Origin of the sequence: Paucilactobacillus nenjiangensis (assembly GCF_008632615.1) — a bacterium.
Classification (GTDB): Bacteria; Bacillota; Bacilli; order Lactobacillales; family Lactobacillaceae; genus Paucilactobacillus; species Paucilactobacillus nenjiangensis.
Window position 1 is genome coordinate 848,496 of the sequence record NZ_CP043939.1, and the last position, 26,220, is coordinate 874,715.

Genomic DNA, 26,220 nt, shown 5'->3' on the forward strand with positions numbered 1-26,220 from the left:
CGTAAATTAAAATGTTACGCCAGATTCTAAAATGATATTTGAGAACGGTGTCATTTCTCCCGTACGAATAAACGCATGAGTTTTAGCTAAGTCTTGCTTTAATTGAGCGTGAGGAACGTATTCGATGTCAATTTCAGGTAATAAATCTTGGATTGCTTGAAGTTGAGTAGGATTTTCAGTCTTAATTTCATCAGCTAAATAAATCTTTTGGACTTCCAGCTCACTCAAGATATTTTCTAATACCGCAATGAAGCAAGGTAAGTTTTTGGTTAATGCCAAGTCAATTTTTTCAGTACCTGTGGGCACTGGCATACCTGCATCCCCAACACTGAGCCAGTCCATATGTCCCATGCCGGCAATCACCGACGAGAGGTGAGTGTTGATTACAGTTGATTTTTTCATGGATCTTAGTGCCTCCTAAATTTAAATATACATTCGATAAAACGTTTTACCTGTAATACCAAAACTTGAACAACGATAAAAATCATATCATGTTTTGGAAATGATTGTAACCAACTGTTTGACAATTAAGTGACAAAAATCACAATATTTGTTGTGAGAAAAAACTAATTAAAAGCACTAACTGGCAGTCTTCACCACGAATTGAAAATTCAGAAAATACCTGAATTATTCATAGTTCATAAAAATCCCGTCAGTTTTCGTATTTTTTCGAAAACTGACGGGTATGTCTTTATCTTTTGCTGAAATATGATGTTTATCAGTTCTAGCTAGTGAGATCTTTCAACTAACTCAGAATTGCTTTGAACTTTTGGATACACTTGTCCCTTGGTTGTACAGATTTTTTTAATTTTGCCGGTTATTCAATAGCCTGGATACGCTGTAGAGCCTGGTAGAACAGCCGATGGTAAACATGATACGAGCTCAGCCGCAACTGAATGCGTCGGCCAGTATGCACAACACGTGCCGCAACTTTGAATAAACGGATCCGCAATGTGCTAACGCACAAGCCGGAATCATTTTTTGTCAGTGCTAGCTGCTTTAAAAAGTTGACAATATTGTAAGCCAGTACACTAACCATCATCCGGGCAGCATTGGCATTAAACGTTGAACTATCAGTCTTATCGAAAAAGAAACCTGTTTTAGCTTCTTTGATGTAATTTTCCATTTGGCCGCGTTTGTGATACAGTTCGAAGGCAGTTTCAGCCGTTAAATTAGTCAGATTAGTGACGATAAATTCATGTGAAAAGATCAGTTCACCAGCTACTCGAGTTGATTTAATATAAATCTGCCATGGCTTAGGCCACGATGCTGATTGATAGATTTCAGAGTAGTAATGAGTCTCTTCCTCTTGCCACTGGGTTTGATCACTGATCTTGACGAACTTTTCAGCTAGATTCTGTAATTTTCGATTGCGTTTGAGTCGAATAATGTAAAACACATCGTTGGCTTCACAGACATCGTAAACTTCTGGCGTGGCGAAGCCACTATCACCACGAACCAGAATGTCAGTCGTGGGCAGCTGAGTTTGATAATGCTTTAATAGTGGTGTTAAAAAAGCTTTTACATCTTTACTGGTGTAGGCATTTCCAGGACGCAAGACAGCTTTCAATAAGTTACCATCTTGATCAGTTGCCAGTAATGGATGATATCCTTCAGTACCATAATGTGCGTTGTAGTTAGTGGCTTCCTGTTTGCCATAAGTGTCTGAGTGAGTCGAATCGATATCAATAATCGTGGCTGTCTGGTTGGTTAATAGTCGAACACGGTCGATCAAAGCCTCATTTAAAGTCTGTAATGTGCTAACACTATCTTTATCAAAGCGTTGCCAAAAACGTGATATTGTTGCTTGTGAAGCCAAAGACGGTTTATCCAATAATAATTTAAAAAGCGGTTCTTTTTCTAAAGAAGTTGCCGCAGAATCTGCGCTATAACCAGCAATAATCTGAAGAATTAACTGTTTTAAGATACTAGAATTACTGTGTTGACAATATCGTCGCTGGTCATTGAACCTCAATAGTTTGTCGGCCAAGATGGTGAACTGGAATTTTGCCATCAGCTCTACACACAATGTTAGCCCGCCATCGGAAGATAATTGACCACCCGTATGCGATGCTAAAATGTTTTTGTTGAAATTTAATGCCATTTCCTGTAAAGTTTTCAATATAGAGTCCTCTTCTCTCATGTGGTTTTGTTTAGCAATTTAACTATACCAGAGCTGAGGCTCTTTTTGTGTACTTAAAAGGTGAAAATACAAAATACCCATCAAACGCGTGATGCATGTGTTTGATGGGTATTTTGCATATCTTTGTGAATAAATCAGGAAATATTTAATTATATTTTTTTAAATTAGTCCTGTACATGCAACGATTTTGACAAATAATCAATCGATGGTTGACTGAGGGCAATTTTTAGAAGCAATCAAGATTTAAATCAATTTTTTAGCAGATCAATCAATTTTTGAAAAAAATTTTATTGTCCGACAGTTATAGAAGAAAGTTGTCATCAATGATGGAATTTTAACTTACAGATAAAAAATATCTAGAAAACGGTTTCGAGCTATAATAGACTGTTAACTTGAAAACAACAACACAAAGTTTAAATGCGTAACGTAAAACGTTTTACCAGTTATTATATTTTTAAGGAGAATTCACATGTCAAACACAGTTACAGTTCTAGGAAGCCTGAACGTTGATACCATTGTTACAATCAACCATATGCCGTTACCTGGTGAAACCATTTCTTCACATGACAAAAGTAGTGCTGCCGGCGGTAAAGGTGCTAATCAAGCGATTGCAGCCGTACGGGTAGGTGCCGACGTTAATTTTGTTGGTAAAGTCGGTCAAGACGATGCTGGTCAATTTATGCTGAAGAGCTTAGCCGATAACGATGTCGATACGAGCAACATTTCCGAAGACGCGAATACTGGGACTGGTTCAGCTATTATTTTGTTAGATGATAATGGTCAAAATAGTATCGTCGTTTACGGTGGAACTAATCAGTTAGTCGGAACAGCTGATATTGAAAGTGCCCAAGCTAAAATTAAAGAGTCAGATTTCTTAATTGCCCAATTTGAAACTCCACAAGCTGCTACCTTAGAGGCCTTTAAATATGCCAAATCCAATGGAGTTATCACCATCCTGAATCCAGCACCAGCTGCTGCAATTATGCCGGAATTATTAACATATACCGATATCATTGTGCCCAATGAAACTGAAAGTGAAACATTGACTGGGATTAAGGTGACTGATGAAGCATCAATGCTCCAGAATTTTGCTGCATTTCAGCAAATGGGTGTGAAAAACTTAGTCATTACGGTAGGTGATAAAGGGGCATTTTATGCCAATGACCAACACCATGAATTTATTCCAGCTTTTAAAGTTAACGCGGTTGATACAACGGCAGCGGGTGATACCTTTATCGGCGCACTCAGTTCACAATTGACTAGTGACTTACAAAATATGGGTGATGCCATTGCGTTCGCCCAAAAGGCTAGCTCGATTACTGTGCAAGGTTTCGGTGCAATTCCTTCGATCCCACACTTATCACAAATATTAGAAACTAGTCATAAATAATTTTGGAGGTTTGATGATGGATCAAAATAGTTTGAAACAGATGGTTGCCGATGAAGCAGTCAAGTTTATTAAAGATGGTATGGTAGTTGGCTTAGGAAGTGGTTCTACCATTCGCTTAATGGTTGACGCCTTGGGTCAACGAGTGAAAGCCGAGAATCTTAAGATTACTTGTGTTTCGACATCTAAATATACAGCCAACCAAGCCAGAGAATTGGGGATGTTGGTTAAAGGAATCGATGAAGTTGAGACCATTGACCTCACGATTGATGGTGCTGATGAAATTAGTGATGATTTTGACGGTATCAAAGGCGGTGGCGCGGCCCACTTGTGGGAGAAAATTGTGGCGATTAATTCTAAGCGCAATATGTGGATTGTCGATGAAGGCAAGCTGGTTCATCAACTTGGTGAATTTCCGTTACCAGTTGAAGTGATTCCATTTGGCTCAGGCCAACTATTTAAAAAGTTAGAGGCAAAAGGGTATCACCCAACTTTTCGCATGAATGGTGACCAATATTTATTAACGGACTCAGATAATTACATTATTGATTTACATTTAAAACACATTGAGGCTCCTCATGCGTTGGCAAGTGAATTAATCAGTCTGGTGGGGGTCGTTGAACATGGACTGTTCTTAGACATTGCAGATTACGTTATCGTCGGGACTCAAACTGGCATTAAAAGGATGACTCGCGACGGGGAAAGCTTTGATCAACTTAAATAAACATTTCAGATGGTTGCTAGTTCTCAGTCGAGGATTAACAACCTTTTTAATTTTGATCGGTTGGCTAATTGAGAGGCCATCATTTTGATTAACTTAAATAAGAAGTAATTGATATGTTTAATATTGAGTTAAGACTGGAAAATGGCAATGGTATCAATCGGTCAGAAGACTATAATAATTCGTGTTGAACTATTATTCGATTTTCTAAATTTATGGTGGCATCGTAACAGACAGGTGTGACATGTAAATCATTTGGAGAATCATGATAATTAAGATAAAATAAACCACATTGGAGACAACGGTTCAATTGAATTAATAGCTTATGTTTAGTAGAATTAAATAAGATTAAATTCACGTGAATTCGTGTCTAATGAGACCGGAGGAGTAGAAAATTGAACATTGGGCTATTTACAGATACATATTTTCCACAAGTCAGTGGAGTGGCAACCTCAATCAAGACATTGAGAGATGAGTTGCGCGCACAAGGTCATCATGTATATATTTTTACGACGACTGACCCTAAAGTTGGCCCAGAAGATGATGAACCAGGAGTCTATCGCTTTACAAGCGTCCCCTTTGTTTCGTTTACAGACCGCCGGATTGCCGTTCGAGGGCTATTTAAGGCCTATAAATTATGTAAGGAACTAGAACTCGATGTCATTCACACCCAAACTGAATTTTCACTTGGCTGGATGGGGAAAGTGACGGCCCGTTCGTTAAAAATACCCTGCATTCATACGTACCACACTATGTATCAGGACTATCTGCACTACATTGCTAATGGTCGAATTTTAAAACCACGCAATGTGAAACAGATGGCCAACGTGTTTATGATGAATATGGCCGGGATTGTTTGCCCTAGTGAGCGAGTGCGTTCCACCTTAACTGGTTATGGTATCAAAGTACCAATGCGCGTTATTCCTACGGGCGTTAACTTAGACCGCTATAGTGTGCAACGCGATGAAGCTCAAATTAAGACGATGCGGGAAAGTTTGGGTTATAACTCGGATACACCTGTGTTATTGTCTTTGAGTCGCTTAGCGTTTGAAAAAAATATTCATGAATTGATTGAAGCTTTGCCTGATATCTTAGAATCAGAACCCAAAGCACAATTATTGATTGTCGGGGATGGCCCAGCGCGTGAAACCTTGGAAAAACAGGCGAACCAATTAGGTTTAGCTGACCATGTGACGTTTACCGGAGAAATCAACAATAATGATGTTCAAAAGTATTACCAACTTGCCAATGTCTTTGTCTCAGCCTCTGATTCTGAATCTCAAGGCTTAACTTATATTGAAGCCTTGGCATCTGGTCTACCAATCGTTGTGATGAAGAGTCCTTACACTTTGGAATTAATCGATGATCCTGCAATCGGGGTTAATTTTGAAACGAAAGCACAGCTGGTGGCAAGCGTCTTGGAATATTGCGGTGTTGAATTTACACCGGAAGACAATGATAAGCGAAGTGCCAAACTTGAGGAAATCTCCGCACATACATTTGGATCACGGGTAATCCAGTTTTACAAAGATAGTGAAATTGAATACGCTCAGTCAGCACGAGAACCAATTAATTTATTTAAAGGACCACGAGGGTAGTTATGATTAAAATCACGATGTTTTCATCAGCGAATAAAGTGGCAGGGCAAGGAGTCGGTAGTGCCTATGTTGAGTTAGTCAATTTATTAAATGAACGGTTTGCCGATCAGTTTGATATCAAAATCAATAAATTACGGCGCTCACAAATCAGTCATTACCATACTATTGACCCTCAATTTTTCTTATCCACTTTGTTACCTGGTCGGGGTCGTAAAATTGGTTACGTTCACTTTTTGCCGGAAACATTGAAAGGTAGTCTGAAGATTCCACAACCATTTAAGTCAATTTTTTATTGGTATGTACTAACTTTTTATCGTCGAATGGATCACATTGTGGTGGTTAATCCGTCATTTATTAGTAAGTTAGAGGCAGTTGGAATTGATCGTGGCAAAATTACGTATATTCCTAACTTCGTCGATCCAGAAGAATTTAGTGAATACACACCCACACGAAAAGTTGAATTACGGAAAGAACTTGGTTTTTACCAATCTAAATTTTTAGTGATGGGTGCTGGTCAGATTCAGGAACGTAAAGGGGTCAATGATTTCATCGAACTTGCGCGCCGTAATCCAGAAATGCAATTCGTCTGGGTAGGTGGCTTTTCATTTGGTAAAATCACCGATGGATATGCTGATTTGAAAAAAGTCGTCGATAATCCGCCGGCGAACCTCACTTTTCCAGGAATCGTGGGTCGAGATAAAATTGTCGATTACTATAATATCGCCGATTTATTTCTACTTCCTTCCTATAATGAACTATTTCCGATGTCGGTCTTAGAAGCATTTAGTTGTGGGACTCCGGTTTTACTCCGTGACTTAGAGTTATACAGGGCGATTATTGATGGTTACTATGAAGCCGCTGAAGATGTTGATGATATGAATCAAAAGATTCAATTATTGCAACACAATCCAGCTGGTCTGCAATTCTTACATGACAAGTCTGTGATTGCTTCCCAACGTTATTCAAAGGACCATTTAGCAACTATTTGGGAAAAATTTTATGAGGAACAAGCCAGAGAGGTATAGTAATGTCGAGACGAAACAAAATTGTTTTAGTTTTAATGTTACTGGTCGGAATAGGAATTTTTGCTTACTCCCTGCGTAATGTTAAATTGTCATCACTGGTTCATGATATCCAAACGCTGCGGTGGGAATGGCTACTTGTGGCATTAGCTTGTATTATCATCTATCTATTGATTGAAGCGGTGATTGTCCAACTATTTATGTCTGAGCGCGATGATGACTTTACTTTTAAAGATGCGATTCGAGTTCCATTGGTGGAACAACTATTTAACGGATTAACACCATTTTCAACTGGTGGCCAACCAGCCCAATTGATTGCGATGATGCAATCGGGTGTTGAAGCTGGCCAGGCTAGTTCAGTGTTACTAATGAAATTCGTGATCTTTCAAAGTATGATTGTTATTAACTTTTTGATTAGTTTAGTAATTGGCTTTCATTTTATCGCCGAAAAGTTACAGGTTTTATCCTTGCTGGTAGTGTTCGGTTTCCTATTTCATCTAGCGGTCGTAGTTGGATTGCTGATGATTATGTATTGGAACGGGATGACTAAGAAACTGGTGAACTTGTTAATTAAGCCAGTTAAATGGTGGGGCTCTAAAGATAAATATGAGTCTATCAAATCCAACCTTGATGAAAAGATTGATAGTTTTTACAAAGAAAGCCTCAAGATGAAACAAGAAGGCTTTAAACTGGTGAAAGTGGCCATTATGACGTTAATCCAGTTATTGTTCTACTATTTAATCCCATATTTCATCATGCTTGCATTAGGCGTGTCACACGTCAATGTAATTATGGTTACCAGTTTGCACGTGCTAATTGTGATGATTATCTCGTTGTTCCCAATTCCTGGTGGCTCTGGCGGGGCGGAATATAGTTTCTCCGTCTTATTCTCCAGCTTCATTAGCGTGAATAGTAAATTAGTCCTGGCGATGTTATTGTGGCGCCTGTTGACGTACTACTTTGGTATGTTTGCCGGCATGTTTGCCTTAGCATTTGAACCGAAAAAAAGAAAAAAGAAATAACCATCCAAATTTGGATGGTTATATTTTTTGCTTATTTATTGGTATCCATGTAGGCTTTCAGACGTTTCATAGCTTCTTGTAGTTTGCTGAGATCAGCAGCGTAACTAATGCGAACATAACCTTCACCTTCGTCACCAAAGGCATGACCAGGAATGATTGCTAGATGATTCTTTTGTGCTAAGTCTTTACAAAATTCCATTGAATCTTGAATGTAACCTGCAGGAATCTTAGCAAAGATGTAAAAGGCACCATCTGGACGAGCCATTTCAAAGCCCATCTTTTCCATTTCACCATAAACGTAATCACGACGCTTAAGATATTCTGCAGCCATTTCCTTACCATCATCTATTCCGGTAGTTAATGCTTCAACAGCCGCTTTTTGGACAATTGAAGTGGCAGCGGTGACCATGTATTGGTGCACTTTACGGATTTGGTCGATCATTTCAACTTCCGCAAAGATAAAACCAATTCTCCAGCCTGTCATAGCGTGCGATTTTGACAAACCATTAATTAAGATAGTCTGTTCAGGTAGATACTTGGCAATTGAAGTATGGGTATCACCATAAGTCAATTCAGAATAGATTTCATCACTGACAACCCAGAGTTTATACTTCTTGAAAACTTCCACTAGTGCTTCGATTTCATCAGGACGATAGGTAACGCCAGTTGGGTTACTTGGATAGTTGAGGACAATCGCTTTAAAATTCACATGTGGATTCGCCTTAATCGTGTCTTCTACCATCTCAGGGGTTAGGACAAAGTTATTGGGACGGGTGTTAATTCGATACTCTGTACCACGATAAAAGTTAATCAATGGTGTATAAGCCGAGTAGATAGGTGCGGGAAGCAAGACACCATCGCCAGGATTAATAATCGTTCCTAACGCAGCCGCAATTGCTTCAGAGGCACCGACAGTAGTAATCACATTGTCAGCAGTATAGTTTAAACCGTATTTTTTATTTTGAAAATCAGCAGCAGCCTTTCTCAGTTCAGGAATTCCTGCATTTCCTGTATAATGGGAAAAGTTATCATCGATTGCTTGTTTGGCAACTTGCTGAACGTGTTCAGGGATGGTAAAATCAGGCTCACCTAAGGTTAGTTTAATAATATCTGGAATAGAACTTGTCGCTTCATCGAATTGACGTATTTCAGAAACTTCAATATCATCGAGGGTTTCGTTTAAATCAGTTCTAAATAGGCTCATGTGAAAATCTCCTTTTTATTTGTCTAAAAACAATTTTAGCATATATATAGAAGTAAATTAGAAAAATGAGGTGAATAAATGGATCAATTATCATTATTTAAAATCATCAGTCGCTTGCACGCCATGCAATCTGATCAAACTGATGACGTACAAGTTCGTCGTTTTGAAATGTTCGGCGTTGAATTATGCAATGTTGAATACAAACATGTAACGGGTTTATATACGGTTGAAGAGTATCGTCCTTATCAACAGTTTGAGTTCGATAACCTTGATTTAGCAGCGATTGAAATCTATGACTGCTTATCAGAATTACAAGAAACCTTTTAATATTTTGTACTAACGTATAAAAATCGAGAATAAATGTTTAAATATGCTTGACCAGGCCTTTGATTCTTGCTATGATAGTTTTCGTTGTCAAAGCGACAAAGTGTTGATAAAGTACCTGATAATTAGTTGGAAATATTTTACAAAAGTAGTTGACTTCAGTCAGTTGCATTGGTATGATTATTCTTGCTGTTATAGGGATTCGCGAGTTTTGAATCGTCAAAATAAATCGAAAAAATTGTTGACAGTAATTTGTTAAAATGATAACATAATATACGTTGCTTAATTGGATTTTGCAACGAAATGTAGACCTTTGAAAACTGAATAAAGTTTCGACAAATCAAATGTGTAGGGTCTTTTGACAATAGTCAAAAGCAAATAACATTTGCGAAGTCAATTTCGTGAATACAAACAAATAAGAGCTACAAACTTAAATTATATATGAGAGTTTGATCCTGGCTCAGGATGAACGCTGGCGGTATGCCTAATACATGCAAGTCGAACGCATTCTCGTTTTAGATTGACGGTGCTTGCACCAGATTGAAAAGACATTTGAATGAGTGGCGGACGGGTGAGTAACACGTGGGTAACCTGCCCAAAAGTGGGGGATAACATTTGGAAACAAATGCTAATACCGCATAAAAATTAGAACCGCATGGTTCTAATTTGAAAGATGGTTTCGGCTATCACTTTTGGATGGACCCGCGGCGTATTAGTTAGTTGGTGAGGTAATGGCTCACCAAGACAATGATACGTAGCCGAACTGAGAGGTTGATCGGCCACAATGGGACTGAGACACGGCCCATACTCCTACGGGAGGCAGCAGTAGGGAATCTTCCACAATGGGCGCAAGCCTGATGGAGCAATACCGCGTGAGTGAAGAAGGGTTTCGGCTCGTAAAACTCTGTTGTTGGAGAAGAACGTATGTGATAGTAACTGATCATGTAGTGACGGTATCCAACCAGAAAGCCACGGCTAACTACGTGCCAGCAGCCGCGGTAATACGTAGGTGGCAAGCGTTATCCGGATTTATTGGGCGTAAAGCGAGCGCAGGCGGTTTTTTAAGTCTGATGTGAAAGCCCTTGGCTCAACCAAGGAAGTGCATCGGAAACTGGAGAACTTGAGTGCAGAAGAGGACAGTGGAACTCCATGTGTAGCGGTGAAATGCGTAGATATATGGAAGAACACCAGTGGCGAAGGCGGCTGTCTGGTCTGTAACTGACGCTGAGGCTCGAAAGCATGGGTAGCGAACAGGATTAGATACCCTGGTAGTCCATGCCGTAAACGATGAATGCTAGGTGTTGGAGGGTTTCCGCCCTTCAGTGCCGCAGCTAACGCATTAAGCATTCCGCCTGGGGAGTACGACCGCAAGGTTGAAACTCAAAGGAATTGACGGGGGCCCGCACAAGCGGTGGAGCATGTGGTTTAATTCGAAGCAACGCGAAGAACCTTACCAGGTCTTGACATCTAGCGCCAATCCTAGAGATAGGACGTTCCCTTCGGGGACGCTAAGACAGGTGGTGCATGGTTGTCGTCAGCTCGTGTCGTGAGATGTTGGGTTAAGTCCCGCAACGAGCGCAACCCTTATTATTAGTTGCCAGCATTCAGTTGGGCACTCTAGTGAGACTGCCGGTGACAAACCGGAGGAAGGTGGGGACGACGTCAAATCATCATGCCCCTTATGACCTGGGCTACACACGTGCTACAATGGACGGTACAACGAGTTGCGAACTCGCGAGAGTAAGCTAATCTCTTAAAGCCGTTCTCAGTTCGGACTGTAGGCTGCAACTCGCCTACACGAAGTCGGAATCGCTAGTAATCGCGGATCATCATGCCGCGGTGAATACGTTCCCGGGCCTTGTACACACCGCCCGTCACACCATGAGAGTTTGTAACACCCAAAGTCGGTGGGGTAACCTTTTAGGAGCCAGCCGCCTAAGGTGGGACAGATGATTAGGGTGAAGTCGTAACAAGGTAGCCGTAGGAGAACCTGCGGCTGGATCACCTCCTTTCTAAGGAATATACGGAACCTACACATTAGTCGAAACTTTATTTAGTTTTGAGAGGTCTACTCTCAACTTAATCAATTGGATTTACATGGGCCTATAGCTCAGCTGGTTTAGAGCGCACGCCTGATAAGCGTGAGGTCGATGGTTCGAGTCCATTTAGGCCCATATATGGGGAATTAGCTCAGATGGGAGAGCACCTGCTTTGCAAGCAGGGGGTCAGCGGTTCGATCCCGCTATTCTCCATTAGTCAACGTAAGTTGACTAACTTGTACTTTGAAAACTAAATAATATCAAAATTTTTTATTTATTAATTGTTTTAACAATTAAACCGAGAACACCGCGTTATTTGAGTTTTTTTAAAGAGTTATCGCATATACTCAATTAATCTGTTGTCAGCCAGCACGCAAGTGCTGGAATCAACAAGGTTAAGTTATAAAGGGCGCATGGTGAATGCCTTGGTACTAGGAGCCGATGAAGGACGGGACTAACACCGATATGCTTCGGGGAGTGGTAAGTACACTTTGATCCGGAGATTTCCGAATGGGGGAACCCAGCTGACTTAATCGTCAGTTATTGCTTAGTGAATTCATAGCTAAGTAAAGGTAGACGCAGTGAACTGAAACATCTCATTAGCTGCAGGAGTAGAAAGAAAAATCGATTCCCTGAGTAGCGGCGAGCGAAACGGGAAAAGCCCAAACCAGAGAGCTTGCTCTTTGGGGTTGTAGGACAGAACATTTGAGTTACAAAAGTATTACGTAGTTGAATCAGCTGGGAAGCTGAGCCAGAGCGGGTGATAGCCCCGTAAGCGAAACGTAATACCCTCAGCTCTGTATCCTGAGTACGGCGGAACACGTGAAATTCCGTCGGAATCCGGGAGGACCATCTCCCAAGGCTAAATACTACCTAGTGACCGATAGTGAACCAGTACCGTGAGGGAAAGGTGAAAAGCACCCCGGAAGGGGAGTGAAATAGTTCCTGAAACCATGTGCCTACAATCAGTTGGAGCCCGTTAATGGGTGACAGCGTGCCTTTTGTAGAATGAACCGGCGAGTTACGATTGCATGCAAGGTTAAGACAGAAAAGTCGGAGCCGTAGCGAAAGCGAGTCTGAAATGGGCGTATGAAGTATGTTGTTGTAGACCCGAAACCAGGTGACCTACCCATGTCCAGGTTGAAGGTGCGGTAAAACGCACTGGAGGACCGAACCCGTGTCAGTTGAAAATGGCTGGGATGAGGTGTGGGTAGCGGTGAAATTCCAAACGAACTTGGAGATAGCTGGTTCTCTCCGAAATAGCTTTAGGGCTAGCCTCGGACTTAGAATCATGGAGGTAGAGCACTGTTTGGACTAGGGGCCCGTCATGGGTTACTGAATTCAGATAAACTCCGAATGCCATTGATTTATGTCCGGGAGTCAGACGGTGAGTGATAAGATCCATCGTCGAAAGGGGAACAGCCCAGACCGTCAGTTAAGGTCCCAAAATATATACTAAGTGGAAAAGGATGTGGAGTTGCTTAGACAACTAGGATGTTGGCTCAGAAGCAGCCACCATTTAAAGAGTGCGTAATAGCTCACTAGTCGAGTGATCCTGCGCCGAAAATGTACCGGGGCTAAGTATATTACCGAAACTACGGATGCAACCATTAGGTTGCGTGATAGGAGAGCGTTCTAAGGGCAATGAAGTCAGACCGTGAGGACTGGTGGAGCGCTTAGAAGTGAGAATGCCGGTATGAGTAGCGAAAGACAGGTGAGAATCCTGTCCACCGAATGACTAAGGTTTCCTGGGGAAGGCTCGTCCTCCCAGGGTTAGTCGGGACCTAAGTCGAGGCCGAGAGGCGTAGACGATGGATAACAGGTTGATATTCCTGTACCAGTTAAATGCGTTTGAACGATGGAGGGACGCAGGAGGCTAAGCAAACCAGACTGTTGGATATGTCTGGCCAAGCAACAAGTCTTGGAGAGAGTGAAATGCTTTTTCCTTTAAGGACAAGTTGTGATGGGGAGCGAAATTTTAGTAGCGAAGTTGCCGATGTCACACTGCCGAGAAAAGCTTCTAGTGAGTATTTAACTGCCCGTACCGCAAACCGACACAGGTAGTCGAGGAGAGAATCCTAAGGTGTGCGAGTGAACTCTCGTTAAGGAACTCGGCAAAATGACCCCGTAACTTCGGGAGAAGGGGTGCTGTACGAAAGTACAGCCGCAGTGAATAGGCCCAGGCGACTGTTTATCAAAAACACAGGTTTCTGCAAAATCGTAAGATGAAGTATAGGGGCTGACGCCTGCCCGGTGCTGGAAGGTTAAAAGGATGGGTTAGCTTCGGCGAAGCTCAGAATTGAAGCCCCAGTAAACGGCGGCCGTAACTATAACGGTCCTAAGGTAGCGAAATTCCTTGTCGGGTAAGTTCCGACCCGCACGAAAGGCGTAACGATCTGGGCACTGTCTCAACGAGAGACTCGGTGAAATTGAAGTACCTGTGAAGATGCAGGTTACCCGCGACAGGACGGAAAGACCCCATGGAGCTTTACTGTAGCTTGATATTGAGTGTTTGTACAGCTTGTACAGGATAGGTAGGAGCCGTAGATACCGGAACGCTAGTTTCGGTGGAGGCGTTGGTGGGATACTACCCTCGCTGTATGACCACTCTAACCCGCATCACTAATCGTGATGGGAGACAGTGTCAGGTGGGCAGTTTGACTGGGGCGGTCGCCTCCTAAAAAGTAACGGAGGCGCCCAAAGGTTCCCTCAGAATGGTTGGAAATCATTCGCAGAGTGTAAAGGCACAAGGGAGCTTGACTGCGAGACAGACAGGTCGAGCAGGGACGAAAGTCGGGCTTAGTGATCCGGTGGTTCCGTATGGAAGGGCCATCGCTCAACGGATAAAAGCTACCCTGGGGATAACAGGCTTATCTCCCCCAAGAGTCCACATCGACGGGGAGGTTTGGCACCTCGATGTCGGCTCATCGCATCCTGGGGCTGTAGTCGGTCCAAGGGTTGGGCTGTTCGCCCATTAAAGCGGTACGCGAGCTGGGTTCAGAACGTCGTGAGACAGTTCGGTCCCTATCCGTCGCGGGCGCAGGAAATTTGAGAGGAGCTGTCCTTAGTACGAGAGGACCGGGATGGACATACCGCTGGTGTACCAGTTGTTCCGCCAGGAGCATCGCTGGGTAGCTACGTATGGATGAGATAAACGCTGAAAGCATCTAAGTGTGAAACTCGCCTCAAGATGAGATTTCCCATCTCCTTCGGGAGAGTAAGACCCCTCAAAGATGATGAGGTAGATAGGATGGAAGTGGAAGTGCAGTGATGCATGGAGCGGACCATTACTAATCGGTCGAGGACTTAACCACAAAGTGGTGTCCGGTTTAAAAAATTCTTGATATTATTTAGTTTTGAGAGCGCAAGTTCTCTTGTTTAACAATGTTAAACATTAGTGTGGTGATGATGGCTAGAAGGATACACCTGTTCTCATGCCGAACACAGAAGTTAAGCTTCTAAGCGCCGATAGTAGTTGGGGGATCGCTCCCTGCGAGGGTAGGACGTCGCCATGCAAAAGCATAGGCTTTTGGAACAATTTGTTCTCTGCTTGGATATTTGGAGAGTTGTCCGAGTTGGCCGAAGGAGCATCATTGGAAATGATGTAAACGGGTTAAAGCCTGTTTCAAGGGTTCGAATCCCTTACTCTCCGTTTTTATATGACCCGTTGGTCAAGTGGTTAAGACACCGCCCTTTCACGGCGGTATCATGGGTCCGAATCCCATACGGGTCACTTTCATGGAGGATTAGCTCAGCTGGGAGAGCGTCTGCCTTACAAGCAGGATGTCACAGGTTCGAACCCTGTATCCTCCATAATAATGGGTTCCACATCTCATTATTTAATAGTATCAACCGAATAATTTGGCTCGGTAGCTCAGTTGGTAGAGCAATGGATTGAAGCTCCATGTGTCGGCAGTTCGATTCTGTCCCGCGCCATTGATGGAGGGGTAGCGAAGTTGGCTAAACGCGGCGGACTGTAAATCCGCTCCTTCGGGTTCGGAGGTTCGAATCCTCTCCCCTCCATTTTTATAGGGATATAGTTTAATGGTAGAACTATGGTCTCCAAAACCATCAGTGGGGGTTCGACTCCCTCTATCCCTGCTTTTTAATATTTTGGCGGTATTGGTGAAGTGGTTAACACACCGGTTTGTGGATCCGGCACGCGTGGGTTCGATTCCCACATACCGCCCTTGATTGGGTTTGAGCCAAGTAGTGATGAAGATTGTAGACTTTGACTCCATCGTCATTTTCAACGGTTTGTAATTCCAATCGTAGGTATTTGATGGTGGTATAGCCAAGTGGTAAGGCAGAGGTCTGCAAAACCTTTATCACCGGTTCAAATCCGGTTACCACCTTTAGTACTTACGCTATCTTGCCGCTGTGGCGGAATTGGCAGACGCGCTGGACTCAAAATCCAGTTCCTTCACGGGAGTGTGGGTTCGACCCCCACCGGCGGCATAGATGGTTAGTTAAATCGATAGTGTAATGCTTAAATAAAAAAGACTTCGTAGCTATCTGCGAGGTCTTTTTTATTATTATTAGACAAAATAAAAAATGGGTCTTCGTCAACTGGTATTGGTGACCCAGATATTGGAACATCCTTCGGGATGTTCTTTTATTTTACAATCAAAAGGATACGAGTCCTAAAATGACTCATGTTAGTAAATCCATAGCAAGCTCTTTTCAACGTTTTTATTTTTCTGTTAATTCCTTCTATGGCTCCGTTTGAGAAAGCTGAAGAACAGCTAGCAACAACACTTGAACGATTCTTTTTTAATGTTGATATAGCTGTATCCATAGCATTCCCCATGGGAATGTAATTTTTTAATATACTTGTTAATGACTCTCCATCACGATTATGGATTGCCTGTTGAATAGCATGAGCAGTTTCATATACTTTTTTTAAAGTTGAACTTTCATTCAGGCCCAAATCAATTAAATTTTGTTGAGTCATGTATTCATTGATTCCACAAATATATTTTGTGTTGGTATCATCAATTTTATCTTGAGCAAGATGAAACAAACGCCAGTTAGTTTTAAGTGCTTTATATGGTCTAGATTTCTTATCTTGAATGCCTTTTAAAACAGAAGTTCTAACGTTGTCAAAAGCGCGATTTACCAGTTGTACAATGTGAAATCTATCTACAACAATTTGTGCATTTGGAAAAAGTCGATGTACAAAAGATTGATAAGACGCATTTAAGTCCATAACAATCGTTTTTACTGCTTGACGTTCTGATAATTCGTATCTATTTTCAAAATAGTCACAAATATCTTTGGATAATCTTGTATCTAGAACTTTAATAATTGAATGCCCTTCGGCATCAATGCATATAAATGAAAAACCTTTATTAACAGATCTAAATTCATCCCAATTCATATGAGTGCCTAAATTTTTAACCCTGTATGGCTCTGGATTGTTGCTGTACAATAACCGTTCTGCCGAACTGGGCGAAATATTTAAAACTTTTGCGATAGAAATAACAGAATGCGAAAGGCGGGCTTGTTCTACAACTTTTGCTTTGATATTAGTAGCTAAACTATGATTTGGTTTAACAATTGGAGTGTGCACACCACATGTTAAATGGCACGTTTTACATTGATACCGTTGTTTCTTTAAATACATGTATGTTTCAGGACCGGAAATAGTCGCCAAACGAATATGGTGCATAGTATATCCATTTTTAATTAGAGTTTCAGTTCGGCATTTAGGACACGTCGTACGGCTGTACGTGAGTACAGCATTGATAATTTTGATGCGCTTGACGATACCATTTTTTACTATTTTTTTATCTTCAACATTAATTGCATTAATATTTTCATCTGTTAATTCACAGAGACTTAGTATAGAGTTAGATTGGGGCATGACAATACCTTCTTTCGATTTTTGTTTAGGCGCTTAAATCTTACCATAGGATGTCATGTCCTTTTGTACGCAAAAAAATCTGATATTAGTTTTCACCAATATCAGATAGTGTAGACCCTAAAAAATCTCATCACTAAGTATGAGATTATCGTGCATGAACTAATTACTCCACCGTGTTTGGCTATGGCTAGGGAGAAGCATGAGGATAAGGAACCATATTGTTCCAAGCAATGGAATGATTTGAATTACAATCCACCAGCCTGAACGGTCAGTATCATGTAAACGGCGGACGGTGACAGTCCAGTTAGCTAGCCAAACTAAGAACGCGATAAAGCGAGTCCCTAAAGAATAGTTAAGATCAGCGAAGTTGTAGATTTCTGTAATCGGATGACCGACAATGTTCTGAACAACAGCTGCCGCAATAAAGGCAATAATGGCATTAATAATAGCAGGCCACCAATATTCAGAACGAGTTGCGGTACCTGAGAAGTTTAAAATGTTACTCCAATACTTTTTGTATGCATTCATCAATGTTACACCTCCAATCGATAATTTATAATAGGTCATTAAATAGTTTAGCAAAGTTTTGGCTTGATTACTATTCTCGACTACGACATCCACTAAAAAAACACGCATTGTGGAAATTTGGTTTCAATTTTCATTTAAATATTCGTTCAAAATGCTGAAAATTATTTTAAAATTTTTATTTGTGAGATTTGTTTGCAGAACTGATTTTTTGTTTATTGAATGACAAGAGAGGGCAAATCGGGGCCTAGCATAGGGTTAGAAATTTGAGTAACTGACCACAGGAAACTTGAAATCGAAATTTTTGACATTTGCTTTTATCACTATATATGGTAATTCAAAATAAATGTAGACACAACATATTGTGTTATTTTGCAAAATGGTTTACCATAGGCTTACTGAGATAAATGAAAGTGAGTGGTTCCAATGGACATTACAAGAGATCGGATAGATCAATTAAACGATTTAAAAGAGATTAAAGTTGAAAAACGAGATGGCTCAATGTCATCATTTTATTCATACAAAATTGATTTCGTGCTACATAAACTAACGACAGATATTCAAACCATAAACGAAGTTGAAGAAACACTCTACGGTGAATTAAGTGGTACCGCCGAAGTTAAAACCTCTGAAATTGCAGAGATGATCGTCAACATCTTGGACGGCTTAAATCAAGATGTTTTAGCACAGGACTATGTAACTTTCTATCAAAAGGAAGTTCAAAGTTTCAAAAATGCAACAAATGCTGAAGCTCGTCTACAAAAGTTGTTTGATAAAAACTCAAGTGTTGTGCATGAGAATGCGAATAAGGACAGTCGGGTCTTCAATACTCAACGTGACCTAGAAGCCGGTGCAGTTAGCCGCGCGATTGGGTTAAAGATGTTACCTAAGGTCGTTGCGCAAGCACACTTACGTGGAGATATTCACTGGCACGATTTAGACTATTCACCAGTCACACCGGAAACTAACTGTTGCTTAATTGATTTTGATGAAATGCTTACCAATGGATTTAAAATTGGGAATGCTTGGGTGAGTTCACCTAAGTCAATTCAGACAGCCACTGCCCAAATGTCACAAATTATTGCTAATGTTGCTTCATTACAATATGGTGGTTGTTCCGCTAATCGAGTTGATCAATTATTAGCTCCTTACGCGCAACTTAACTATGATAAGCATATGGCGGATGCTGAAAAATGGATTACTGCAGATAAGCGCGAAGCCTTTGCTAAAGAAAAGACTATTAAAGATATCTATGATGCGATGCAAGCCCTCGAATATGAGATTAACACCTTGTATTCGTCACAAGGCCAAACACCTTTTACGACCGTTAATTTTGGCTTAGGAACTAGTTGGATTGAACGTGAAATTCAAAAAGCTATTCTTAAAGTACGGATTAAAGGATTAGGCAAGGAACATCGGACTGCAATTTTCCCTAAGTTAGTTTATACAGTTAAACGTGGTCTTAATTTGGATGTGACTGATCCTAACTATGACGTTAAACAACTAGCACTCGAATGCTCAACAAAACGGATGTATCCAGATTTGTTAATGTATGACAAAATCGTTGAATTGACTGGTAGTTTCAAAACTCCAATGGGCTGTCGTTCATTTTTACAAGGATGGAAAGATGATAATGGCGTTGAAGTGAACTCAGGTCGTATGAATTTAGGCGTTGTCACTGTTAATTTGCCTCGAGTTGCCATTGAAGCAAAGGGGAACAAGGATCTTTTCTGGGATATCTTTGAAGAAAAAATGGATATCTGTCACCAAGCTTTGGAATATCGGATTGAACGGACGAAGGAAGCCGAACCAGAAAACGCACCATTACTATATATGTATGGCACATTTGGCAAACGATTGAAGTCTACCGACAATGTTGATGATGTCTTTAAAAATGGTCGTGCCACAGTTTCTTTAGGTTATATCGGTATCTATGAAACTTGTACCTTATTTTATGGGGACGGTTGGGAACAAAATGCTGAAGCGCGTGCTTTTGCTGAATCAGTCGTTAAACACATGTATGAACACTGTAAAGACTGGGCAGCTGAAAGTGGGTATCATTATAGCCTCTACTCAACACCAGCAGAATCATTGACGGATACTTTTGCGCAAGCTGACCTTAAGAAGTTCGGTAAAATTGAAAACGTGACTGACAAGGAATACTACACGAATAGTTTTCATTACGATGTCCGTAAACATCCATCACCATTTGAAAAGTTATCCTTTGAAGAAGTCTTTCCAAAATATGCTTCAGGTGGATTTATCCATTATTGTGAATATCCAAGTTTGCAAAACAATCCAAAAGCTTTGGAAGCAGTTTGGGACTGGGCTTATGATCACGTTGGTTATTTAGGCACCAATACTTCAATTGATCAATGTTTTGAATGTGGCTTTACTGGCGACTTTAAGCCAACTGCCAAGGGATTTGTCTGTCCACAATGTGGTAATCACGATCCAAAGACTTGTGATGTTGTCAAAAGAACTTGTGGTTATTTAGGTAACCCACAACAACGGCCAATGGTCCACGGTCGTCACGTCGAGATTTCGTCACGTGAAAAACACATGAATGGAGAGATGATTAAGAATGCCGCAGTACATGAAAGAGCCAAACAATCCGATGCCCAAAGAATGGCTGGCGAGCGAGCATAGTCTCCAAAAGATTGCCAGTTATAAACCATTTAACTTTGTTGACGGTGAGGGAGTGCGCTGTAGCCTGTATGTCAGCGGATGTTTGTTTAATTGTCCGGGCTGCTATAACGTAGTGGCTCAGAACTTTAATTATGGTCATGAATACACGCAGGAACTGGAAGATCAGATTATTGAAGATTTGAGTCAATCTTACGTACAAGGTTTGACGCTGTTAGGTGGCGAACCATTCTTGAATACTCAAGTTTGTCTGAAACTCCTCAAGCGGATTCGTAAGGAATTTGGCGATACTAAGGATGTTTGGTCTTGGACTGGTTATAAGTGGGATGAATTGATGCAAGAATCCGATGATAAACTCGAAATGTTGTCCTATGTCGATATTTTAATCGATGGCCGTTTCTTAGAAGCCAAAAAAGATCTCACTTTACAGTTCCGTGGTAGTAGTAATCAAAATATTATTGACGTCAAGAAGTCATTAGCCCAAGATAAAGTAGTTATTTGGGATAAATTAGTTAAATAGTTCGATTTAAGCACTCGCAAATGATGATTTGCGGGTGCTTTTTTGCCGTTTTGACTCGCTTTTGAACGATTTATTGGGATTTCTCTGTAATATTTTTGAAATTTTTCAATTAAAAAATTAAAAATACATTAGTAAATACCTATTAAATCAGCAATTTTCACATTTAACACTCAGACAAAGAATGAAAATCGGTCAAAAAGAACAGTTTTGTAATAATTGAAATTAACATAAAATTAAGGGCTTTATACATGCGGTAGATTTAAACATGGATAACGTATCCGCCGGAGTTGTCATATTTTGTGAATCAAGAGACCGTTTTCTTGTTGATATCAGCAACGTGTCAACTGATTAATTAAATTGGCATAATAGCAATAGGTAAAACAATTTACTTATTTGATGAAAATGTGCATTTTTGAACAAACTCAAACGAACATTCGTATTTCCTTCGTTTTTATTTCAAACAAAACAAAACGCCAGAAAACGGATAAAATCCCGACATATGTTTGTAATGTTTATCCTGTAAAGTTATCATCGTTGCATAAGCAAAGCACAAAGAAAAAGGATGGTTTTTTAATTTATGAATTTTAAGAAGAACGCACTCAAGTTCTCTGTTGCAGTAGCAGGCGCAGTTACATTAGGTTTCGCCGCTACATCTATTCAAGCAAACGCTGACGAGATTTACACAGTTAAATCAGGCGACACGCTTTCAGGCATTTCATTCACTTACGCTAACGATTACAGCTTAATTGATTCACTTGCCTCAAACAACAACATTGCAGACAAGAATTTAATTTATGTTGGTGAACAACTAATGATCACTGACAACGGTACAATTCGCGAAGCTACTGATCAAGAAGTAGCTACGACACCAGCTGCTGACGAAAGTGCCACAGCATCAACTGATACTACTAGTTCAGCTGCTACTGACACTACATCAACAACTACCACTACTGATACAACTTCAGCTTCTTCAACTTACACAAGCAATGTGTCAGGTTCAGAGGCTGCAGCTAAAGCATGGATTGCTAACAAAGAATCTGGTGGTTCATACACTGCTTCAAACGGTCAATACTATGGTAAGTATCAATTGAGTTTATCATACCTAAATGGTGATACCTCAGCTGCTAACCAAGAAGCCGTTGCTGACAACTACGTAACAAGCCGTTACGGTTCATGGGTTGCCGCACAAACATTCTGGCAACAAAATGGTTCGTACTAAAATTTAGTACACTTAAGACGTCATTTCGATGACGTCTTTTTTTTGTCGATTTTTATTCAAACTACCAGTTGACAAAACTTATAAATCCAAGTACCATAATAACAATCGAAAAAATTAAAATACGATGAAAAGATGAGTAGAAAAGTGGATTTCGCTGAGAGAGTTCCCGCGTTGGTGAAAGGGAATCGAAAGACATTTTCGAATATGGTCTTGAAGTGTGGACGACTGAGTGTGAACAAGGTAGTCATGGGGACGCCCATTACAGCGTGAGGGTATGCAGTACTTAAACCACAACTATGTGGCACGGTATCAGTACCCAGTGAGGGATATTCGCGTGAACGGTATCTAAATCAAGGTGGTCACACGGCAAGTCGTCCTTATCTATGCAATTAAGCATGGATAAGGATTTTTTTTATGGAAAAACATAGTTCATTCACATCAATACAAGGGGAATATTAACATGACAACTAAAACAAAAGCACAACCAAATCGTTACGATATCGTCGGGAGTTTCTTACGGACACCAGAATTAAAAGATGCAACGGCCAAGTTCCGTTCAGGCGAACTTAACCAAGGAGAATTCAAAGTTATCCGTCAAGAACAAACCCAACAATTAGTTGAAAAAGAAGTTGCCCACGGTTTAAAAGATGTGACCGATGGCGAATTCAATCGTAGTTGGTGGCATTTGGACTTCTTATGGGGCTTGAACGGTGTCGATAAGTATGACTATAAAGAAAGCTACAAATTTGAAGGTGCGCATACGCGGACTGATAATGCAGAATTGACTGGTAAAGTTAGTTTCAATCCAGACCACCCATTTTTTGAAACGTTTGAATATTTACAATCAATTACTCCAGATGGGGTAACACCTAAGCAAACAATCCCATCCCCAACCATGTTATTCCGAGATAATCGTTCTGATAATTGGCCAAATTTCTATGACACGCGTGAAGCTTATTTGGATGATTTAGCCAAAGCTTATCATCTGACAATTCTTCATTTTTATGAATTGGGCGCACGTTATGTCCAAATTGATGACACTACTTGGGCATTTTTAATTAGTAAGTTGAACGAAACTAAAGACGATCAAACTGAACATGCAAAATATGTGAAATTGTCAGAAGAAGGCGTTCAAGTTATCAATGCTGCAATTGCAGACTTGCCCGAAGATTTGACCGTCACCACCCATATTTGTCGCGGTAACTTCAAATCAACTTTCTTATTCTCTGGTGGATATGAAGCCGTGGCCCAATATTTAGGTCAATTGAATTATGATGAATTTTTCCTTGAATATGACAACAATCGTGCAGGGGACTTAAGTCCAATCAAAACTATTTGGAACAATCGCCCAAATACTATTATTGTCCTTGGCTTGATTACATCAAAAGATGGTCAATTAGAAGATCGCAAACAAGTGATTCACCGCGTCAATGAAGCGACTGAATTTGTACCCTTAGAAAACTTAGCTATTTCAACACAATGTGGCTTTGCTTCAACTGAAGAAGGTAATGCCATTACGGAAGCTGACCAATGGGCCAAAATTGATCTCGTAAAATCAATTGCTGATGAAATTTGGAAATAAACACTAGAGGAGAGAATTAACATGACTGAAACACAAACATTTACTAAACGAACAACGGCACCTTTTAGATTTGATGTGGTCGGAAGTTTCTTACGTCCAACTACCTTGAAAAATGCGCGGGCCAAATATGCTGACGGCGAAATTACCGCTACTGACTTAAAAAAGGTTGAAGATGAAGCGATTATTCATTTGATTAAGCAAGAAGAAGCAGCTGGCATTCAATCAATTACTGATGGCGAATTTCGTCGTAGTTGGTGGCACCTAGATTTCTTCTGGGGCTTGCAAGGTGTTAAAAAAGTAGTCGTTGATAAAGGCTATGTCTTTAACGATGAAGAAACACGTGCTGAAACATCTGAGTTAACCGGTAAATTGAGTGGCGAATCACATCCATTTGTCGAACATTTTAAGTTCTTACGGGCTCATTTAGCTGACCCAGCCACTGCTAAACAAACGATTCCCGCTCCGGCGCAATTTATAGCTGAATTGCATCGACCAGAAAACATTGAGTCGACCCGTAAATTCTATGCGACTGATAAAGAATTAATCACTGATATCGCCGCAGCTTATAAGAAAGTTGCTTTGGATTTATATGATGCTGGTTTACGCGTACTCCAAATTGACGATTGTACCTGGGGGATGTTGGCTGGTTCACACGCTGGTGCTAAAACTGGGGATGGCGCTGGTCAAATTGCTCAAGAAAAATTAGATGCAGCCAAGGAACTATATGTCACAGTCAACAATGCTTTTCTTGAAGGATTACCTGAAGATTTGATTGTGACCACACATGATTGTCGTGGTAACTATCATTCAACCTGGGCGTCAGCCGGTGGTTATGAAAGTGTGGCAGAACCACTATTCACTCGTGAAAAAGTTGCTGCTTTCTTCTTGGAATATGATAATGATCGTTCTGGTGGCTTTGAACCATTAGCCAAAGTTGGCGATAATCAAATCGTTGTTTTGGGCTTAATTACAACTAAGAATGGTGAACTAGAAGATAAAAATGCTGTCATCAATCGTATTCATGAAGCTGCAAAATATGTCCCATTGGACCGCCTAGCCCTCAGCACACAATGTGGCTTTGCTTCTACTGAAGAAGGCAATGTAATTACTGAAGACCAACAATGGGCTAAGATTGCATTAGTTAAAGAAGTTTCTGAAGAGGTTTGGGGAAAGTAAAAAGCAGAGTGCTGAATACATCGATAATTCGCGAGCTTCTAGCCTAGATTATCGAAAGATTACGGGTGAAGCACGTTCTGAATCACAAATAGCACCAAAAAATGAGAATCCAGTCGGATTCTCATTTTTTATGGGCTCTATACTTTTTAGCGTGGAAGGTTAACAACCTCTACGCTTTTTTATGTACATTCTAAAAATCCGTAAAAAAAGACACTAGTTTATACCTAGTGTTACACTTTAATCGGCAAACCAAAATGAAAGTAGGTAAAACTAATGTCCATAAATAATTCTATACTAAGATCTGCAGGATTAACAGATAAATCAATTAAATTTTTGATTGATGAGAATGGAGAATTTAATCATACAATTCATAATGATAAACATGATGATACGCTGATGCTATACGGGGAACTATCAAGGTTCCCTGAAAGATGCCCATACTGTGGCTTTCCGATGGAAAGCAATTACTATCATAACGGTACCGACGAAGTCCGACTATCATTACCTTCTACAAATGGGTTCAAACAAGAATTAACCTTAACCAAGCAAAGATTTCAATGTTTAAATTGCTACGGTACATGTACTTCAATATCACCTGATTTTATTGAAAATTCAAAGATAACTAAGCCTCTTTGGAAACAAATATTTGACTTGGCAAAACAAGATATTAGTGAAAAATTAATTGCTCATATTACTAGATTATCAACATCTAAAGTACATGTAATTATTTCTGCATCCGCTTCGGACTACGTAACTGATACAACACAACAATTACCAAACGTAGTTTGTATCGACGAAGTAAAATATCGAAAAGGTCATTTTGGATTTGAAATACTTAACGGAAATACCAGTGAATTTATCGAAATTTACCCTCAGCGTGATAATAAATCAATTAGGCAATATTTATCACAATTTTCATTAAAAAACCGGCAAAAAGTAGAAATTGTTGTTATGGACATGAACGCTGGGTACCAATCACCCATACGAGAGCTATTTCCTAACGCTATTATTGTAGTCGATCGATTTCATATTGTTCAATTAGCTATGAAAGCTGTTCAATCTGAAAGGATCAAAATACAACGGGAACTCAGCGACAATAAGCATAATCGTGTTTACAAATTATTAAAATCAAACTGGAAATTTTTCTTAAAAGCCGAACGTAATATCGATACCTCAAACACGAAGTGGTGGGCCTAGAATAAAAAGTGTACAAGTTAAATAGAGAC

Annotated in this window: 17 protein-coding genes, 11 tRNA genes and 3 rRNA genes; 26 read left to right on the top strand and 5 right to left on the bottom strand. The window is 40.4% G+C overall.

The window, feature by feature from the left end; genetic code table 11:
- Positions 1-6: 6 nt before the first annotated feature.
- The gene (gene rbsD, locus F0161_RS04265; protein WP_150203820.1) at positions 7-402 is read right to left on the bottom strand and encodes a D-ribose pyranase; all 396 of its coding nucleotides are present in this window, start codon (positions 400-402) and stop codon (positions 7-9) included.
- A gap of 415 nt (positions 403-817) precedes the next feature.
- On the bottom strand, positions 818-2,122 hold the full coding sequence (locus tag F0161_RS04270) for an IS1380 family transposase (protein WP_150203821.1): 1,305 nt from the start codon (positions 2,120-2,122) through the stop codon (positions 818-820).
- 490 nt (positions 2,123-2,612) lie between these two features.
- On the opposite strand from F0161_RS04270, the gene rbsK reads away from it, so the two are divergent.
- The 5 genes from rbsK (at position 2,613) to F0161_RS04295 (ending at position 7,893) form a co-directional block, all read left to right on the top strand.
- A complete protein-coding gene (rbsK, locus tag F0161_RS04275) occupies positions 2,613-3,533 on the top strand; it encodes a ribokinase (protein WP_150203822.1) in 921 nt (306 codons plus the stop codon).
- A 16-nt stretch (positions 3,534-3,549) separates the two neighbouring features.
- Positions 3,550-4,254, top strand: coding sequence for a ribose-5-phosphate isomerase RpiA (gene rpiA, locus F0161_RS04280; protein ID WP_150203823.1), 705 nt, complete (start codon positions 3,550-3,552; stop codon positions 4,252-4,254).
- A 392-nt stretch (positions 4,255-4,646) separates the two neighbouring features.
- A complete protein-coding gene (locus F0161_RS04285; protein WP_150203824.1) occupies positions 4,647-5,849 on the top strand; it encodes a glycosyltransferase family 4 protein in 1,203 nt (400 codons plus the stop codon).
- Between the two features lie 2 nt (positions 5,850-5,851).
- Positions 5,852-6,874 (top strand): glycosyltransferase family 4 protein, encoded by a 1,023-nt coding sequence (locus tag F0161_RS04290; protein WP_150203825.1) that lies wholly within the window; start codon positions 5,852-5,854, stop codon positions 6,872-6,874.
- A gap of 2 nt (positions 6,875-6,876) precedes the next feature.
- The gene (locus tag F0161_RS04295) at positions 6,877-7,893 is read left to right on the top strand and encodes a lysylphosphatidylglycerol synthase transmembrane domain-containing protein (RefSeq protein ID WP_150203826.1); all 1,017 of its coding nucleotides are present in this window, start codon (positions 6,877-6,879) and stop codon (positions 7,891-7,893) included.
- Between the two features lie 31 nt (positions 7,894-7,924).
- Here F0161_RS04295 and F0161_RS04300 read toward each other — a convergent pair whose 3' ends face one another.
- On the bottom strand, positions 7,925-9,097 hold the full coding sequence (locus F0161_RS04300; protein WP_150203827.1) for a pyridoxal phosphate-dependent aminotransferase: 1,173 nt from the start codon (positions 9,095-9,097) through the stop codon (positions 7,925-7,927).
- A 78-nt stretch (positions 9,098-9,175) separates the two neighbouring features.
- Between F0161_RS04300 and F0161_RS04305 the strand changes: the two genes are divergently transcribed.
- The 15 genes from F0161_RS04305 to F0161_RS04375 all read left to right on the top strand — a co-directional run bounded on the left by F0161_RS04305 (position 9,176) and on the right by F0161_RS04375 (position 15,918).
- Positions 9,176-9,424: a YkuJ family protein gene (locus tag F0161_RS04305; RefSeq protein ID WP_137602853.1), complete on the top strand. Its 249-nt coding sequence runs from the start codon at positions 9,176-9,178 to the stop codon at positions 9,422-9,424.
- Positions 9,425-9,858: 434 nt separating this feature from the next.
- A 16S ribosomal RNA gene (locus F0161_RS04310) occupies positions 9,859-11,433 on the top strand.
- An 87-nt stretch (positions 11,434-11,520) separates the two neighbouring features.
- A tRNA-Ile gene (locus F0161_RS04315) sits at positions 11,521-11,595 on the top strand.
- 5 nt (positions 11,596-11,600) lie between these two features.
- A tRNA-Ala gene (locus F0161_RS04320) sits at positions 11,601-11,673 on the top strand.
- Positions 11,674-11,853: 180 nt separating this feature from the next.
- Positions 11,854-14,774 (top strand): 23S ribosomal RNA (locus F0161_RS04325).
- An 84-nt stretch (positions 14,775-14,858) separates the two neighbouring features.
- Positions 14,859-14,975: ribosomal RNA gene (gene rrf, locus F0161_RS04330) — 5S ribosomal RNA — on the top strand.
- Together the 16S, 23S and 5S rRNA genes with 11 tRNA genes alongside form the textbook arrangement of a ribosomal RNA operon.
- 45 nt (positions 14,976-15,020) lie before the next feature.
- Positions 15,021-15,112 (top strand) — tRNA-Ser (locus F0161_RS04335).
- Positions 15,113-15,121: 9 nt separating this feature from the next.
- A tRNA-Glu gene (locus F0161_RS04340) sits at positions 15,122-15,193 on the top strand.
- A 7-nt stretch (positions 15,194-15,200) separates the two neighbouring features.
- A tRNA-Val gene (locus F0161_RS04345) sits at positions 15,201-15,273 on the top strand.
- 50 nt (positions 15,274-15,323) lie between these two features.
- A tRNA-Phe gene (locus F0161_RS04350) sits at positions 15,324-15,396 on the top strand.
- A gap of 5 nt (positions 15,397-15,401) precedes the next feature.
- A tRNA-Tyr gene (locus F0161_RS04355) sits at positions 15,402-15,483 on the top strand.
- 7 nt (positions 15,484-15,490) lie between these two features.
- Positions 15,491-15,561, top strand: a tRNA-Trp gene (locus F0161_RS04360).
- A gap of 15 nt (positions 15,562-15,576) precedes the next feature.
- Positions 15,577-15,649: transfer RNA gene (locus tag F0161_RS04365), tRNA-His, on the top strand.
- A gap of 95 nt (positions 15,650-15,744) precedes the next feature.
- Positions 15,745-15,815, top strand: a tRNA-Cys gene (locus F0161_RS04370).
- A 19-nt stretch (positions 15,816-15,834) separates the two neighbouring features.
- Positions 15,835-15,918, top strand: a tRNA-Leu gene (locus F0161_RS04375).
- 157 nt (positions 15,919-16,075) lie between these two features.
- Here the strand turns inward: F0161_RS04375 and F0161_RS04380 are convergent.
- Positions 16,076-17,326, bottom strand: coding sequence for an ISL3 family transposase (locus tag F0161_RS04380; protein ID WP_150203828.1), 1,251 nt, complete (start codon positions 17,324-17,326; stop codon positions 16,076-16,078).
- A 159-nt stretch (positions 17,327-17,485) separates the two neighbouring features.
- Positions 17,486-17,857 carry a DUF805 domain-containing protein gene (locus tag F0161_RS04385; RefSeq protein WP_137601561.1) on the bottom strand — a complete coding sequence of 124 codons (372 nt, stop codon included), beginning with the start codon at positions 17,855-17,857 and terminating at the stop codon, positions 17,486-17,488.
- 420 nt (positions 17,858-18,277) lie between these two features.
- On the opposite strand from F0161_RS04385, the gene nrdD reads away from it, so the two are divergent.
- The 6 genes from nrdD to F0161_RS04415 all read left to right on the top strand — a co-directional run bounded on the left by nrdD (position 18,278) and on the right by F0161_RS04415 (position 26,191).
- Positions 18,278-20,500: an anaerobic ribonucleoside-triphosphate reductase gene (gene nrdD, locus F0161_RS04390; protein ID WP_150203829.1), complete on the top strand. Its 2,223-nt coding sequence runs from the start codon at positions 18,278-18,280 to the stop codon at positions 20,498-20,500.
- Positions 20,436-21,017 carry an anaerobic ribonucleoside-triphosphate reductase activating protein gene (gene nrdG, locus F0161_RS04395; protein WP_150203830.1) on the top strand — a complete coding sequence of 194 codons (582 nt, stop codon included), beginning with the start codon at positions 20,436-20,438 and terminating at the stop codon, positions 21,015-21,017. Before nrdD ends, nrdG begins: the two co-directional genes overlap by 65 nt.
- 577 nt (positions 21,018-21,594) lie before the next feature.
- The gene (apf, locus tag F0161_RS04400) at positions 21,595-22,236 is read left to right on the top strand and encodes an aggregation-promoting factor (RefSeq protein WP_150203831.1); all 642 of its coding nucleotides are present in this window, start codon (positions 21,595-21,597) and stop codon (positions 22,234-22,236) included.
- 460 nt (positions 22,237-22,696) lie between these two features.
- Entirely contained in the window at positions 22,697-23,818 is a 1,122-nt protein-coding gene (locus F0161_RS04405; protein ID WP_150203832.1) for a vitamin B12 independent methionine synthase, read from the top strand.
- A gap of 21 nt (positions 23,819-23,839) precedes the next feature.
- Positions 23,840-24,994 carry a 5-methyltetrahydropteroyltriglutamate--homocysteine S-methyltransferase gene (locus tag F0161_RS04410; protein WP_150203833.1) on the top strand — a complete coding sequence of 385 codons (1,155 nt, stop codon included), beginning with the start codon at positions 23,840-23,842 and terminating at the stop codon, positions 24,992-24,994.
- A 273-nt stretch (positions 24,995-25,267) separates the two neighbouring features.
- On the top strand, positions 25,268-26,191 hold the full coding sequence (locus tag F0161_RS04415; RefSeq protein ID WP_150203834.1) for an ISL3 family transposase: 924 nt from the start codon (positions 25,268-25,270) through the stop codon (positions 26,189-26,191).
- Positions 26,192-26,220: the final 29 nt, after the last annotated feature.

What these genes read in the sequence shown, in the direction of transcription:
- rbsD (WP_150203820.1), bottom strand. Translation starts at nt 402, where the DNA reads ATGAAAAAATCAACTGTAATCAACACTCACCTCTCGTCGGTGATTGCC.
- rbsK (WP_150203822.1), top strand. Translation starts at nt 2,613, where the DNA reads ATGTCAAACACAGTTACAGTTCTAGGAAGCCTGAACGTTGATACCATT.
- rpiA (WP_150203823.1), top strand. Translation starts at nt 3,550, where the DNA reads ATGGATCAAAATAGTTTGAAACAGATGGTTGCCGATGAAGCAGTCAAG.
- F0161_RS04290 (WP_150203825.1), top strand. Translation starts at nt 5,852, where the DNA reads ATGATTAAAATCACGATGTTTTCATCAGCGAATAAAGTGGCAGGGCAA.
- F0161_RS04295 (WP_150203826.1), top strand. Translation starts at nt 6,877, where the DNA reads ATGTCGAGACGAAACAAAATTGTTTTAGTTTTAATGTTACTGGTCGGA.
- F0161_RS04300 (WP_150203827.1), bottom strand. Translation starts at nt 9,097, where the DNA reads ATGAGCCTATTTAGAACTGATTTAAACGAAACCCTCGATGATATTGAA.
- F0161_RS04305 (WP_137602853.1), top strand. Translation starts at nt 9,176, where the DNA reads ATGGATCAATTATCATTATTTAAAATCATCAGTCGCTTGCACGCCATG.
- F0161_RS04380 (WP_150203828.1), bottom strand. Translation starts at nt 17,326, where the DNA reads ATGCCCCAATCTAACTCTATACTAAGTCTCTGTGAATTAACAGATGAA.
- nrdD (WP_150203829.1), top strand. Translation starts at nt 18,278, where the DNA reads ATGGACATTACAAGAGATCGGATAGATCAATTAAACGATTTAAAAGAG.
- nrdG (WP_150203830.1), top strand. Translation starts at nt 20,436, where the DNA reads ATGCCGCAGTACATGAAAGAGCCAAACAATCCGATGCCCAAAGAATGG.
- apf (WP_150203831.1), top strand. Translation starts at nt 21,595, where the DNA reads ATGAATTTTAAGAAGAACGCACTCAAGTTCTCTGTTGCAGTAGCAGGC.
- F0161_RS04405 (WP_150203832.1), top strand. Translation starts at nt 22,697, where the DNA reads ATGACAACTAAAACAAAAGCACAACCAAATCGTTACGATATCGTCGGG.
- F0161_RS04410 (WP_150203833.1), top strand. Translation starts at nt 23,840, where the DNA reads ATGACTGAAACACAAACATTTACTAAACGAACAACGGCACCTTTTAGA.
- F0161_RS04415 (WP_150203834.1), top strand. Translation starts at nt 25,268, where the DNA reads ATGTCCATAAATAATTCTATACTAAGATCTGCAGGATTAACAGATAAA.